General features: G+C 44.5%; 13 protein-coding genes. 6 read left to right on the top strand and 7 right to left on the bottom strand.

Annotated features, from left to right (window positions below; genetic code table 11):
- Nucleotides 1-25: 25 nt before the first annotated feature.
- Nucleotides 26-805: a flagellar motor control protein ZomB gene (zomB, locus tag L5M40_RS02260; RefSeq protein WP_028759720.1), complete on the bottom strand. Its 780-nt coding sequence runs from the start codon at nucleotides 803-805 to the stop codon at nucleotides 26-28.
- A 228-nt stretch (nucleotides 806-1033) separates the two neighbouring features.
- Between zomB and cysB the strand changes: the two genes are divergently transcribed.
- Complete coding sequence (gene cysB, locus L5M40_RS02255; RefSeq protein ID WP_028759721.1) at nucleotides 1034-2017, top strand: HTH-type transcriptional regulator CysB; 984 nt, start codon at nucleotides 1034-1036, stop codon at nucleotides 2015-2017.
- Nucleotides 2018-2083: 66 nt separating this feature from the next.
- On the opposite strand, the gene L5M40_RS02250 is transcribed toward cysB, so the two are convergent.
- The 4 genes from L5M40_RS02250 to L5M40_RS02235 form a co-directional block, all read right to left on the bottom strand.
- Nucleotides 2084-2746, bottom strand: a complete 663-nt coding sequence (locus tag L5M40_RS02250) for a response regulator transcription factor (RefSeq protein WP_263148394.1) — start codon at nucleotides 2744-2746, stop codon at nucleotides 2084-2086.
- A gap of 220 nt (nucleotides 2747-2966) precedes the next feature.
- Complete coding sequence (locus tag L5M40_RS02245) at nucleotides 2967-3431, bottom strand: acyl-CoA thioesterase (protein ID WP_168825401.1); 465 nt, start codon at nucleotides 3429-3431, stop codon at nucleotides 2967-2969.
- A 180-nt stretch (nucleotides 3432-3611) separates the two neighbouring features.
- The gene (locus tag L5M40_RS02240; protein ID WP_028759724.1) at nucleotides 3612-4676 is read right to left on the bottom strand and encodes a 3-deoxy-7-phosphoheptulonate synthase; all 1065 of its coding nucleotides are present in this window, start codon (nucleotides 4674-4676) and stop codon (nucleotides 3612-3614) included.
- A gap of 182 nt (nucleotides 4677-4858) precedes the next feature.
- Complete coding sequence (locus L5M40_RS02235) at nucleotides 4859-5671, bottom strand: pyruvate, water dikinase regulatory protein (RefSeq protein WP_028759725.1); 813 nt, start codon at nucleotides 5669-5671, stop codon at nucleotides 4859-4861.
- A 124-nt stretch (nucleotides 5672-5795) separates the two neighbouring features.
- On the opposite strand from L5M40_RS02235, the gene ppsA reads away from it, so the two are divergent.
- From ppsA to L5M40_RS02215, 4 genes are all read left to right on the top strand, one after another.
- Nucleotides 5796-8165 (top strand): phosphoenolpyruvate synthase, encoded by a 2370-nt coding sequence (gene ppsA / locus L5M40_RS02230; RefSeq protein ID WP_028759726.1) that lies wholly within the window; start codon nucleotides 5796-5798, stop codon nucleotides 8163-8165.
- Between the two features lie 98 nt (nucleotides 8166-8263).
- On the top strand, nucleotides 8264-11305 hold the full coding sequence (locus tag L5M40_RS02225) for an FAD-binding and (Fe-S)-binding domain-containing protein (RefSeq protein ID WP_263176755.1): 3042 nt from the start codon (nucleotides 8264-8266) through the stop codon (nucleotides 11303-11305).
- 125 nt (nucleotides 11306-11430) lie between these two features.
- Nucleotides 11431-11904: a DUF1285 domain-containing protein gene (locus L5M40_RS02220; RefSeq protein ID WP_219235230.1), complete on the top strand. Its 474-nt coding sequence runs from the start codon at nucleotides 11431-11433 to the stop codon at nucleotides 11902-11904.
- A 144-nt stretch (nucleotides 11905-12048) separates the two neighbouring features.
- The gene (locus L5M40_RS02215) at nucleotides 12049-12465 is read left to right on the top strand and encodes a MarR family winged helix-turn-helix transcriptional regulator (protein ID WP_028759729.1); all 417 of its coding nucleotides are present in this window, start codon (nucleotides 12049-12051) and stop codon (nucleotides 12463-12465) included.
- Between the two features lie 136 nt (nucleotides 12466-12601).
- Here the strand turns inward: L5M40_RS02215 and L5M40_RS02210 are convergent, their stop codons facing one another.
- Nucleotides 12602-12946: a hypothetical protein gene (locus L5M40_RS02210; RefSeq protein ID WP_011789104.1), complete on the bottom strand. Its 345-nt coding sequence runs from the start codon at nucleotides 12944-12946 to the stop codon at nucleotides 12602-12604.
- Between the two features lie 212 nt (nucleotides 12947-13158).
- A complete protein-coding gene (locus L5M40_RS02205; protein WP_263176754.1) occupies nucleotides 13159-14193 on the bottom strand; it encodes a Glu/Leu/Phe/Val dehydrogenase dimerization domain-containing protein in 1035 nt (344 codons plus the stop codon).
- A 280-nt stretch (nucleotides 14194-14473) separates the two neighbouring features.
- Here L5M40_RS02205 and L5M40_RS02200 point away from each other — a divergent pair, with 280 nt between their 5' ends.
- Nucleotides 14474-14923, top strand: a complete 450-nt coding sequence (locus tag L5M40_RS02200; protein WP_263176753.1) for a DUF4826 family protein — start codon at nucleotides 14474-14476, stop codon at nucleotides 14921-14923.
- Nucleotides 14924-14976 lie beyond the last annotated feature (53 nt).

Raw genomic sequence — 14976 nt, 5'->3', positions numbered from 1 at the left:
TTAACGGTAAGCAAATAGAGACTGATCACCATTTCTTTTTAGGTTGAAACAGCATATCGATATCATCTTCTTCATTTTTAGGTCTAGGCGCACTGGGCTCAGATTGTTTCTGTGCACCCATAATCTCATCAAGTAATTGTTTAGCCTCATCGACTTTACGCCCAATGAAGGGATCATTAGGCGTTTGTGCCTTAATGGCGTGTAATGTTGATAGGGCTTTGGTTACCATTTGTTTTGATGAGCCATATTGCTTCATAAAACTGGCCGCGCGGGCACGAGAAAGCATAGAATCGACATTAATTCTGAGCTGTAAACTGTCGATGCGGCTTTCTTCTTGAGCAAAAATGCTCGGATCGACTTTACCTTTATTATGCTCGGCTCTGAGTATCGCCTTTAATTTTTTTAAGGTTTGAACAAGCGCTAAAATTTGTTTGTCATTATCGGGTAGTCTGAAATTCTCAATTGGAGGAGTTTGAGGTTGTCCAGACTGTAAGCTTGTTATTTGATTATTAATATCGGCTAAGCGACGTTGGTAGTCAGACTGTTGTTGGCCATTACTGATCGCTGTTGCAGACTGCAAGGCATCTTGTACACGCCGGTACAAAACCAATACTATATTCGTGCTACAAGGCATCATTCCTGTGTTTGATAACACAGTTTCAGTTTCATCGATAATTGCTCTTTGACGGGCAAATTCAATGCGACGCTCAGCCTCTACACGTTCTTTTTGTTGCTGTAATACGTTAATTCCGATAACAAGCAGTAAAAGCGCACCGATGAGGATCAGAACCAAGGTGAATGACATAGATGTTCCATTATTTATCCAATTGAGCTAATGCTACAATAAATCAATAAACTAGCATAGTTATCTTAGCCTAGGTTATCATTTCTGTCGTATGAATCTGTAGACTTGTGCTCTATATTCCTATTTGATTTAATTTTTACTATATACTATAACGATTGATTATAGCTGAGAGTGCTTTGAGGGCTCAGTTGTTAATGGCATTTTGCGTGTTTGAGACAAGGAAATAAGATGAAACTGCAACAACTCAGGTATATTGCTGAGGTCGTAAAACATAACCTCAATGTATCGGCGACAGCTGAAAACTTGTATACCTCTCAACCTGGGATCAGTAAACAAGTTCGTATGCTTGAAGATGAGTTGGGGATCCAAATATTTGGTCGTAGCGGTAAGCATTTAACCCATGTCACACCTGCGGGTTTGCAAGTGATCAGCATTGCCAATGATATTTTAGGTAAAGTTGAAAGTATCAAAAAAGTGTCTGAAGAATATACTAAGCCAGATCAAGGTGAGTTAAATATTTCCACAACAGATACTCAGGCACGCTATGCATTACCGACGATAATTCGTCAGTTTATTGATCGCTATCCTAAAGTGAACTTGCATATGCACCAAGGGACACCGTCGCAGATCAGCGAACAGGCGGCTCGCGGTGATGCAGATTTTGCCATTGCGACCGAAGCAATGCATTTATATTCAGATCTGATCATGTTGCCTTGTTACCACTGGAACCGCTCTATCGTTGTGCCCAAAGACCATCCTCTTGCGACCCGCAATCAAGGCAGCTTGATTAGTATCGAAGATTTAGCCCGTTTCCCCTTAGTGACCTATGTCTTTGGTTTTGATCGTGCTTCTGAAATTGAGAAAGCGTTCAATCGGGCAAATTTAGAGCCGCGTGTTGTCTTTAGTGCGACCAGTGCCGATGTGCTTAAAACCTATGTTCGTTTAGGATTAGGCGTGGGTGTCATCGCGTCTATGGCCATTGATCCAAATGTTGATAAAGATTTAGTCGCTATTGATGCTGGTCATTTGTTTGCCCACAGTACGACTAAAATTGGTTTTAGGAAGGGCAGTTTCTTGCGCAGTTATATGTATGATTTTATTCAGCACTTTGCGCCGCATTTAACCCGTGATGTGGTGGAGAAAGCCGTAGCTTTACGGGATCAACAGCTCATAGATGAAATGTTTGCCGATAAAAATCTGCCAATGCGTTAATTGGCAATGATTTACTGATATAAAAAATGCCGCTAATATAAGCGGCATTTTTTATGGGTTTAGCGATTAAGATAAATCGACTTTATCCATCTCGAGTTGCGCAAGGGCAATAACTGCTTGAGTGCGGTTGCGAACGCCAAGTTTTCTAAATATGGCGGTAGCGTGCGCCTTGATGGTCGCCTCAGACACGCCAAGATCGTAGGCTATTTGTTTATTTAATAACCCTTCGGCAAACATCTGCAACACTTTATATTGTTGCGGCGTGAGATCGGATAACTTGCTGGCCATTTTATCAATGGCATCGTCATTGATAGCAATAATCTCAGTGCCTTTAGGCAACCAAATATCACCGAATAACACCGCACTTAGCGCCTCTTTTAGGGTTTCCATTGAAGCTGATTTAGGAATAAAACCACTGCTGCCATAATGAATCGCACGGCTAATGGTATTGATATCCTCGTGGGCTGAAATCACCACAACGGGTAACTCAGGATAATGTGAGCGTAGGTGGATAAGTGTGGAGTAGCCGTGGGACCCCGGCATCTGCAGATCTAACAGTACAAGATCGTAATCGATGCTTCGAACATCCAATACAGATTGCAGTGCGTCAGCACTGTCGGCTTCAAACCACTGTGCATGCTCGAAAGCGCTGGTCAGCGCTTGACGTAGTGCATTTCTGAACAATGGATGATCGTCTGCGATAATAATATTTAAGTTTTCTAGCTTCATGGCTTTTATGATTATGTTCGGTGCGCGTGAAGATTGAACTCAATGTAACAGAAAAGTAATCAAGGATCCTATTGCTTTATTCAGGAATAAGGACAAAATTTTGATATGTTTCTGGTTGTTAGACTTTGGTCGGTGTTTTACAGGGAAAAAGATGGACAGTATAGTTTCAATTGAAAGCCCGAAAGTACGGGCTAACCTATACTTTAAAATCGTCTAAAAACTACCCATATGTCCACACTTTTGTAGGATTTCGTTGTTCGTCAACCGCAACAAAGGTGAACACACCACGTATGGCATGCTCTCGATGGTCTTGATACATGTCTTCGACATAGATGTTGACTTCAACTTTTAATGACGTATTACCTACATGGATCACACGAGCGATGAGTTCGGCTAGTGTGCCAGCTGGGATAGGCTTTTTAAAATCAATTCTATCGGAACTCACTGTGACTAAGGTTTTACGGCAGAAACGAGTTGCCGCAATAAAGGCTGTTTCATCCATCCACGCTAAAGCTTCGCCACCAAATAACGTATTGTGATGGTTGGTGATTGAGGGGAATACTGCTTTAATCACGCGCGCTTCTGAGGAATCAATTCGAGTTTGAATCGCGTCAGGAAAGGGTGTTTCAGCGGCTTCGATTCGTGAGGTATTTTCGGTGTTTGTGGACATGGGGGTAAGCGACATACAGCAACCTAAGGTAATGCAGCAAAATAAGCTCGAATTATAAAGATTTATGGTGGTTAAAGATAGAAAACTACAGGCTTTAAGGTGCAGTAGGCATATGACTGAGGATAATGTCATGCTTCCAATAAAAAAACCGAAATGAGATCGGTTTTTTATTGGACGATTTATTTTACTTCAGATTTATTTGGTTAACAGTGCTTTTCTTTCGCGGGAAGCCGCTGCGAGCTTACGTAGCAGAATTTCAGAGTCGTCCCAATGTAAGCAGGCGTCTGTGATACTTTGGCCATAACAGAGTGGCTGGCCTTCAACGACTTTTTGATTACCTTCTTGTAAGAAGCTTTCAGCCATTATACCTGCGATGGCAGTGCTGCCAGCACGCATTTGAGTCATAATTTCATCGGCGACCATCAGTTGTTTGAGATGGTTCTTCTCACTGTTTCCGTGGCTGAAATCGATAACCATACGTTGAGTTACCCCAACAGATGCAAGCTGTTGACGCGCTTCTTCGATATCTTGTGCGTGATAATTAGGTTTTTTACCACCACGTAGGATGATATGGCCAAACGGGTTACCGTGGGTGCGATAGACCGCCATAGCGCCATCTTTATCTGGTGAATAGAAAACATGTGGCACTTGTGCGGCACGCACTGCATCAACGGCAATATTGATGTTCCCATCAGTACCATTTTTAAAACCAACCGGGCAGGACAGTGCTGAAGCCATTTCACGGTGGACTTGGCTTTCCGTAGTACGCGCACCAATCGCACCCCAAGTAATGAGATCCGCTATGTACTGACCGTTCACCATATCTAAAAATTCGGTGGCGATAGGCAATTTTAATTCAGTGATTTGTTGCAGCAACTCGCGGGCAATGCGTAAACCTTTGTTTGGTTCGAAACTGCCATCGAGATCGGGATCTGAAATTAATCCTTTCCAACCGACAATTGTGCGGGGTTTTTCAAAATAGACGCGCATTAAGATACACAAGTCATCTTTCAATTCCTGGTGTAACGCGGCTAAGCGTTGAGCATAATCTAATGCCGCTTTAGTATCGTGGATTGAACATGGGCCTATGATCACTAATAGACGTTGGTCTTCACCCATAATGATGGCTTCGACTTCACGACGTTGCTGAACCAGATAATCGGCTGCATCTTGAGTTAATGGGAACTCAGATGCCAGTTGCGCAGGTGAGATGACTTTTGCTAATAAGGAAGTGCGTAGTTCGTCTGTTTTTATGGTCATTCAAAATACCGAGCTTGCGTGCGGCGCTTTTCGCCAGATTGCTTCGGATTATAACGAATCGAACCGAGTTGCACAGTGCCAATTGCGTTAATTGTCGGCAACTGTGCAATGAATTTGATTTAAGTTAGTTTCTTTTAGACTAAATTCACTCGGTTTCTTTTGCTGATTTTGGCTTATTAGGCTTAGAACATATGCCGTTCTAGGCCCGTGACATCTAATATTTTAGTGGCAATTTCTTCCACGGAATGATTAGTGGTGTCTATGTAAGGAATGCGTTCGCGTTTAAACAGCATTTCCACTTCTTTGACTTCTAAGCGGCACTGTTTGAGCGATGAATAGCGGCTATTCTCCATTCGACTCTGACGGATTTCATGTAAACGCACGGGATCAATCGTTAAACCAAACAGTTTTTTCTTATTGCGTTTCAGCGCTTCAGGTAACTTAAGGTTATCCATATCATCTTCGGTGAAAGGGTAGTTTGCCGCTTTTATACCGAACTGCATTGATAAATACAGGCTCGATGGCGTTTTGCCACAGCGAGAGACCCCAAGTAAAACCAGATCGGCTTGATCCATATGTTTCATGGTCTGGCCATCATCGTTATCCATGGCGAAATTAATGGCATCAATACGCGCTTCATAGCCGTGATTCGCTTTTCCATGGGTTCTATGTACAACTGGAGAGGCAGAAACACCTAAATGTTGTTCGAGTGGGGCCACAAAAGTATTCAAAAAATCATAATCAACCCCTTCACTCGAGTAGATGATGTCGCGGATCTCGGCTTTTACGATGGAATGGAATACTAACGGCCGCTCACCTGTTGTAATAAAACAATCATTAATTTGTCGCTTAACTTGCTCCGCTTTCGTCAGAGTTTCGACAAATGGAATCGTAAGTGACTCAAATTCTAATGGAAATTGCGAGAGAACCGCATGACCAAAAACTTCAGCTGTGATCGCTGTCCCGTCGGAGATATAGAATACTTTTGGTGCCATACTGACCTCTTGTAGTAATAAAATTACAAATAAAATTATAGATTTACGCGTGTTCGACAGGAGTGTAAAATGCCGCTGCCCTCGTGTGAAGGGGCCACTGAAATAAACTTGCGGAGATAGAACTGTGCAGCAATACGTACTCTGGTATCAAGAATTAGGCATGGGTGACGTCAACTTGGTTGGCGGTAAAAATGCTTCTCTAGGCGAGATGATCAGCAATCTGGCCAATGCCGGTGTTCAAGTACCTGGCGGATTTGCGACAACTTCCCATGCGTTCAACGAGTTCCTTGAACAAAGCGGAGTTAACCAGAAGATTTATGACATTCTAGCCACACTGGATGTAGATGATGTCAATGCGCTGGCTAAAGTAGGTGCACAGATCAGACAGTGGGTTATCGACACTCCATTTCAACCAGCATTAGAGCAAGCGATTCGTGAAGCTTACGATAAACTTGCCGCTGAAACTAGCGAAGCGTCATTCGCGGTACGTTCTTCTGCAACAGCTGAAGATATGCCAGATGCCTCTTTTGCGGGTCAGCAAGAAACCTTCTTAAACGTGAAAGGATTTGAATCCGTACTGACAGCGATCAAGCATGTGTACGCTTCACTCTTTAACGATCGCGCTATTTCCTACCGTGTGCATCAAGGTTATGAGCACCACGGTGTTGCCTTGTCTGCTGGCGTACAACGCATGGTTCGTTCAGATAAAGCGGCTTCAGGTGTGATGTTCACTATGGACACTGAATCTGGCAATAACGATGTGGTGTTTATCACTTCATCTTTTGGTCTGGGTGAAATGGTTGTTCAAGGCGCGGTAAACCCAGATGAATTTTATGTTCATAAACCTATTTTAGCCTTAGGTCACAAGGCTGTTGTGCGCCGTAATATCGGTAGCAAGCTCATCCAAATGGTGTATTCAGATGATGCTGCTCACGGCAAACAAGTCAAAATTGAAGACGTGACTGCTGACAAACGTCGTCAATTCTCTATCAATGACGCTGAAGTCGAAGAATTAGCCAAACAAGCCATGGTGATCGAAAAACATTACGGTCGTCCAATGGACATCGAATGGGCAAAAGACGGCAACGATGGCAAATTGTATATCGTTCAAGCGCGTCCAGAAACGGTTCGTAGCCGTGAAGATGTGCAATTGATTGAACGTTATCACTTAAAGAGCCGTGGCGCTGTGATCTGTGAAGGTCGCGCTATTGGCCATAAAGTGGGTACTGGCGTAGCCAAAGTATTAACGTCAATCGCCGATATGGATCAAATCCAACCTGGTGATGTGTTAGTGACAGACATGACAGATCCTGATTGGGAACCTATCATGAAGCGCGCAAGTGCTATCGTCACAAACCGTGGCGGTCGTACCTGTCATGCGGCGATTATCGCCCGCGAATTAGGTGTGCCAGCGGTGGTGGGTTGTGGTGACGTGACTGACCGTATCAAGAATGGTCAAATCGTGACTGTTTCTTGCGCCGAAGGTGACACTGGCTTTATCTACGAAGGTAAACAAGAGTTTGAAGTGATTTCAAACCGTGTTGACTCTCTGCCTGCATTGCCAATGAAAATCATGATGAACGTGGGTAACCCTGATCGTGCATTTGATTTTGCCCGTTTGCCAAACGAAGGTGTGGGTCTAGCGCGTTTAGAATTCATCATCAACCGTATGATCGGCATCCATCCAAAGGCACTGCTCGAATTCAATCAACAGGATGCAGCGCTGCAAACTGAAATCAACGAAATGATTGCTGGTTACGAATCACCCGTTGAGTTCTACATTGCCCGTCTGGTTGAAGGTATTGCGACTATCGGTTCAGCTTTCTATCCGAAGAAAGTGATCGTACGTATGTCAGACTTTAAGTCTAACGAATACGCAAACTTGGTTGGTGGTGACCGATACGAGCCAGAAGAAGAGAACCCAATGCTGGGCTTCCGCGGTGCGAGCCGTTATATCTCTGAATCCTTCCGTGACTGTTTTGCCCTTGAGTGTGAAGCGATTAAACGCGTTCGTAATGACATGGGTCTGAAAAACGTTGAAGTCATGATCCCATTCGTTCGCACAGTGAAAGAAGCTGAGCAAGTGGTCGGCTTGCTCAAAGAGCAAGGTTTAGAGCGTGGTAAAGACGGTTTACGTGTCATCATGATGTGTGAAGTGCCTTCAAACGCCCTGTTAGCAGACCAATTCCTTGAGCATTTCGATGGCTTCTCTATCGGCTCAAACGATTTAACTCAGCTGACACTTGGGCTTGACCGTGACTCAGGTATCATTAGCCATTTATTCGATGAGCGTGATGAAGCCGTTAAAATGCTACTTTCATTAGCCATTAAAGCGGCTAAAGCGAAGGGCGCTTACATAGGTATTTGTGGTCAAGGTCCTTCAGATCACGCTGATTTTGCAGCTTGGTTGGTAGAACAAGGCATAGATACAGTGTCATTAAACCCTGATACTGTGATTGATACTTGGTTGTATTTAGCCGAAGCGCACGGTTGATCTAGATAGTAATTTTATAAACTTGTTAAAAAAGCCGCTTTTTAGCGGCTTTTTTTTGTTTATAATGGCGCCATAACGATAATTGACAGAAGCCATCTATGCTACCCCTGCTATCACATCAACAAACATTAGAGCCAGTGTATTTGGCATACCTTGATGCACTGGAGCAAAGTGAGTATTCCGGTGATATAGACAAACGTTACAGCGCCCGTTTAGTGCAAGCAACGGACAACTCTGTATATCAATTTTTGCCTCAAGCTGTGTTATATCCTAAAAATCAGCAGGATATCCAAATTGTATTGACGCTGGCTGCCACGGACGCATTTCGCAGCGTGACCTTCAGTGCGCGGGGCGGTGGTACGGGCACCAACGGACAATCACTGACCCATGGTTTGATTTTGGATGTGTCGCGTTACATGAACCGTGTGCTCGAAGTGAATGCTGAGCAAGGTTGGGTTCGAGTCGAAGCTGGCGTGATTAAAGATGCGCTTAACGATGCATTGCGTCCCCATGGATTCTTTTTTAGTCCCGATTTATCCACTTCAAACCGCGCCACGATTGGCGGCATGATCAATACCGATGCCTCGGGTGCGGGCTCACTGGTCTATGGTAAGACGTCAGATCACGTGCTGGCGCTGCGCAGTGTGCTGATCGATGGCAGTGTGCTGGATACGCATCCCCTAGATGCGGGACTACTGTGTAACCCCGATAATGTCAGTGATAATCCGCTGGGGCAGAAATTGATTTCTGCTGTGGCGGCGGTCTGCCGTGAAAAGCGTACTCAGATTGAAAACCAATTTCCTAAGCTCAATCGTTTCCTCACTGGCTATGACTTAAAACACGTGTGGAACGACAACCTGACGCAATTCGATTTATCACGAATTCTGACGGGCTCAGAGGGCACGCTTGCGGTGATAACCGAAGCCAAACTTAATCTCACCCCGCTGCCGACTGAGCGCGCTATGGTAAACATTAAGTACGATTCGTTCCAATCGGCATTGCGTCATGCGCCATCCTTAGTTGCCGCGCGGGCGACTGTGGTTGAAACCGTCGATTCAAAAGTGCTTAACTTAGCCCGTGAAGATATTGTCTGGCATTCGGTGGCTGATCTTATCCAAGAAGTGCCTGGTAAAGTTATTGATGGCCTCAATATGGTCGAATTTGCAGGTGACACGGTCGAAGTTGAGCAAAAGCTCGCGAATTTGGAAGCTGTGTTAACTGAGCAGATCAGCAAAGGCGAGTGCGGTGTATTGGGTTACCAAGTGACACAAGATAAGCCGAGTATCGAAAAAATTTATGGCATGCGCAAAAAAGCCGTTGGTTTACTCGGCGCCACTAAAGGTCGCCGTAAGCCCATCGCCTTTGCAGAAGATACCGCGGTACCGCCCGAAAAACTCGCCGATTACATTATGGAGTTTCGCGCGTTACTCGACGGTCATAATCTGCAATACGGTATGTTCGGCCATGTGGATGCGGGCGTGTTGCATGTTCGTCCAGCGCTCGATATGTGCGATGTTGAAGATGAAAAATTACTACGAGTCATTTCTGATCAAGTCGCGGCACTGACGCTTAAATACGGCGGCCTAATGTGGGGTGAACACGGTAAAGGCGTGCGCGGTGAATACGGTCCAGCTGTCTTTGGTGATGAACTTTTCGGTGTGTTGCAAGATATCAAAGGTTTGTTTGACCCCGATAACCGACTAAACCCCGGCAAGCTGGTGGCGCCTAAGCATACTGGCGCCCTCTATTACGATGTTGACAGTGCTAAGCGCGGTAAGTTTGATCGACAAATCCCCGTTGATGTGCGTGATGCGTTCCCCGATGTGATGAATTGTAACGGTAATGGCCTGTGTTTTAATTACAGTAGCTATTCGCCCATGTGCCCATCGTTTAAGGTGACGGGTGACAGAGTGCAGTCACCTAAGGGGCGTGCAGGGCTCATGAGAGAGTGGCTAAGGCTACTTGAGGCTGAAGGGGTTGATGTTAATGCCCTCGCAAAAGCGAAACCTTTTGGTATATTGCAGCGCATACAAAATACCATTAATGCCAAACGTGATTATGATTACTCCCACGAAGTGATGGAATCGCTTAAGGGCTGTTTAGCCTGTAAAGCCTGCTCTGGACAATGTCCGGTCAAAGTGGATGTGCCTAAGTTTAGGGCGCAGTTCTTCAATATTTACTATCAACGCTATTTAAGACCCGCGAAAGACTATCTCGTTGCAGGGATTGAAGATAGCTTACCACTGATGGCTGCGGCACCGCGTCTCACTAACTTTGTTGCACAAAATCCATTGAGCCAATGGGTGATTAAACAGGCGATTGGTTATGTGGATGCGCCTGCGTTATCTGTGCCGACTTTGAAGCAAAGACTCGATGGTCATGCAAGCCGCGGTTACGACTTAGCTGCGTTGCAAGCGATTCCAGAAGAGAAGCGCTCGCAGTTTGTGTTGGTGGTACAAGATCCCTTTAACAGTTTCTATGATTCAGGTCTTGTGCTGCGCTTTATCCAATTGATTGAAAAGCTCGGCTTAAAGCCGGTGTTATTGCCCTACAAACCCAATGGTAAGCCAACACATATCAAGGGATTTTTAGATAAGTTTGCTAAAACGGCGCAGTCGAGTGCAGACTTTTTGAACCAAGTTCATAAACTGGGCATGCCCATGGTAGGCATAGATCCTGCTTTAGTCTTGTGTTATCGCGATGAATACCGTGAAGTCTTAGGGGCTAATCGCGGTAATTTTGAGGTCAAGTTAGCCAACGAATGGCTACTGAATGTCATCAAAGATTTACCTGCAAAAGCTGCGCAAGATAAGCAATATACTTGGTTTAGTCATTGTACCGAATCGACGGCCAAGCCAAATACCGCCAATGAGTGGACTAAAATCTTTGCCCATTTTGGCGCTAAGTTAACCGCAGTCAATTTAGGTTGTTGTGGTATGGCGGGAACCTACGGCCATGAGGCGGAAAACCTCGAGCGCTCTAAGGCCTTGTTTGATATGTCTTGGCAGCAAACGCTAGCGAAAATTGAGCAGCCGCAAGTGTTAGTGTCTGGTTATTCGTGCCGTAGTCAGGTAAAACGTTTTGCCGGATACAAGCCAAAGCATCCACTTGAGGCCTTACTCGAGTTAGTAAATATCTAGTGGTGTTTATGTCGTTTTGATTGCGTTAGTCAGATCGTAATTATCCTCACTGGTATATCCCAGTGTTGAATGTCACACTAAAGCCAGCCGCAAGGCTGGTTTTTTTATGGATGATGGAGGCCTAGATGGAAAAGATGACTGACAGTATTCAACACACGCTTAAACAATTCGCCGCCGATAGTAGGCTAACCTCGGTTGTGCCATTGTGCAGTGAAGCCCCATTGTTTGACATTAACGCCTTGGGTGATTGGACATATCTAGGCACATCGCTGCCAGCAAAGTTTGCTAAGTTGTTCGCCAGTATTTTACATTGCATCGATGATGAGTATTTCTTAATTACCCCAGTGGAGAAGGTGCGAGTGCGGGTTGAAGATGCTCCCTTACTGATTGTCGATTTCGAGCGAGCGCAACCCCATTCGCTGCTCAATGTAAGAACCAGTATTGAAACACAGCATCATAAAGTCGATATAAAACAGATGAAGCTCACCGATGACAGTGTTTATTTGCCGCTTGAGCGCGGTTTATGGGGCAAATTAGGTCGGGCCTGTTACTATAATTTTGTGAATGAATTCAATTTATCTGATCTAGATGAGGAATGAGCTCGTAGGTTAATCGCATAATTTGCTGTGGTCTAAGCTAGTTTATTATGGGTTAAGTGGTAGTATTAAAACTAACTCTGGGTTCCTATGATGGCGTGCAGAGTAAGTGAAAACGCGTTAAACCTTTGCTGTAGGAGGTGCTGTTTGAATCGTCATGAAAGCTTAGGCTATCTTGTATCCCACTTAAATATCGAGCTGCAAAATGAGCTTGATCTGCATCTTAAGCGATATCAACTCGATATAAAACTGTGGCCTGTGCTGTTTGCTTTGTGGCAAGAAGAGGGCATAAGCCAAACTGAATTGTCTAAGCGTTGCGATGTGGCAAATTACACTATGACGCGCTTACTCGATCAGTTGCAGGTGCAAGGTCTTATTACTCGTCATCAAGAAGTCGATAATCGGCGTGCTTTCCAAATCTTTTTGACCGATGAAGCCAAAGCATTAGAGCAAGATCTTATCTGCGAAGCTGAGCGGGTCAATGAAAAATTTCTGTCAAATTTAAGTGAAGATGAACAACAGACATTCATTTTACTATTAAATAAAATCAACCGTTTGGCTTGAAATGTTGAATCTAATGGGTATGGAGGAAAACTGTGGTTTAGCCGTTTTTACTTCTATCTGTATGTGGTTATCTAAATCATTTTCCCAGTTTAATCCCACCCACTATGCCTCACTCTGCGGGATTAAACTGGTTTGATTAATTCAAGTAAAGTGCAAAGACGCAAAGCAGACTGACGGCTATCACTGAGTGCTGTAAATAACGACGGCTGGCTAATAAATTTTCTTTGCCTTGTTTTAGGCTAGCGACGAGTCTATGTTGCTTATAAATTCGGCACATGAGTTCATCGGTTTGAGGATCGATAAGCAGTTCAAACTTGCAAGGTGCGCCGTCTTTAAGCTGAATGGTATGCTCGCTTTGAGGCTTAAAGTTAAGCTTGTGCGACACCATCTGGCCATTAACGAAGACCCGCTCTAAACCACTCCAATTGCTGGCTTGCAGTTCTACGACATCTTGGTTGAGATCATATTTGAAACGGATCATAGCGCTATCCTGTGCTGGGACCTGATAGGCTAATTCAAGCAGACAAATATGACGTTTTCCAGCGTGATTAAATGAATATTCTGTGTCGAAATTAAAAGCGCGGCTAAACCATGAGCTTAGTGATAGATTAAATTTTAGATAACAAAAAAGCGACCAGAGGTCGCTTTTTTCAATATTTGACGGGCATAAAAAATAATAAACGCGTAGAAAAATTACTGCTTAGCGGCTTCGATAATGGCTTTCGCCATTTCATCAGCCACGGCGCCGGTTGTACGGTTCTGCGCATCGGCTTGGCTGAATATTTTCAGTAGCGTGTTGTAAATTTCCTCTACTTTAGCCGTCGATTTTGCTGCGTCGTAATCTTTTTCGAACGACACGTTGATAATGCCGCCTGCGTTGATCACATAGTCTGGCGCGTAAAGTATGCCCATTTCTTTCAGTTGTTCACCGTGGCGTACTTCGGCTAATTGGTTATTGGCACAGCCAGCAACAATTTTGGCTTTCAGTTGCGGTAAGGTCGCATCGTTTAAGGTTGCGCCAAGGGCACAAGGGGCATACACATCCACATCTTGCGCGTAGATGTCTTGAGGCGCGACAACAATGGCACCAAAGTCGGTAGCGACTTTGTCTAATGAGGCTTGATGAATGTCGGTAACAATCAGTTCAGCGCCTTCGTTATGCAAGTGTTTGCACAGGTAATAGCCAACGTGACCGACGCCTTGAACGGCGATTTTAAGGCCTTTAAGGCTGTCTAAACCAAGTCTATGTTTAACCGCAGCTTTGATGCCTAAATAAGTGCCAAGGGCTGTGAACGGTGATGGATCGCCACTTTTGCCTTCAAGACCCGCCATATAAGGGGTTTCTTCATGGGCGATCATAATATCAGCCGTAGTAGTGCCAACATCTTCCGCTGAATAGTAGCGGCCACCTAGGCTGTTAATCAAACGGCCAAAGGCGCGGAATAGGGCTTCGCGATCTTGTCTTTTCGGATCGGCAATGATCACGGATTTACCACCGCCCATGGTTAAACCTGCTAGGGCATTTTTATAAGTCATGCCACGAGAAAGGCGTAATACGTCAGTCAGGGCTTCATCATCCGATTGGTAGTTCCACATCCTACATCCACCCACGGCAGGACCAAGGTTAGTGTTATGGATGGCGACAATGGCCTTTAAGCCACTTTTTTTATCATGACAGAATACAACCTGTTCATGTTCGTCAAAGGATACATGATTAAATACAGCCACGTGAATTTCTCCGCTATACACAATGAAAAAGCCGACGAGGTGAGCCTCTATCGACTGCTTGTTATATTTATTGCAGAACCATAGCATTTAGCGATACTCTCAACCATGCATAATGACCGAATAAATACATTATTTGTGGCAATTTAGCTTTCCACTTTACGTAAACGTAAGTTTTACGATTAAGAATGGATTGTACTGAATTTAACGTAACGAATAGAATGAATCGCGTACTGATCCCAAGAATTAGGCTCGCGTTATAACAATAAGATAGGACGGAAGTATGACTGAACAAGCTGTCGACCAAACTCAACAAAATTTATCAGCTGAAGAAATAGAAAAGCTGCGTCAAGAGTGGGTCAGAACTCAATTTCAAAAAGCCAATCGTTTTCTCGCTGAAAAAGGCGTGATACCAAGCAAAGTCCTCGCCGATGAAAGCCGTTATCTTGCGCCTTATATGGCGATTTGGAAGATGGAATCAAAGCGTCCAAGCAACAAAACCTATTGGGTGATGTCAGGTGATTTACCGTCGGATTTTGTCGATGTGAAAGTGGCGACGACGGCCCGTGATGCCGTGCGTCATTTCTCTATGATGTGGCAAATGCAGGCGGAAAACTTAGTGCGTTCGGGTGCAACCCGTGATGCCACTCAGGCTAAATTTGCTCAACTATTAGTATCGCGTGCCGAGAGTTTATATCGTATGCACAACGACGATAAACTGTGGAATGCTTAAACTCAAATGAGTTGAGGATTGTATTTAGATAGTATTGAGTTAATACAGTCACT

Origin of the sequence: Shewanella sp. SM68, assembly GCF_025653925.1 — a bacterium.
Taxonomy (GTDB): domain Bacteria; phylum Pseudomonadota; class Gammaproteobacteria; order Enterobacterales; family Shewanellaceae; genus Shewanella; species Shewanella oncorhynchi.
Note: the sequence above shows the minus strand (reverse complement) of the source record. Positions and strands in the feature narration are given on the sequence as shown.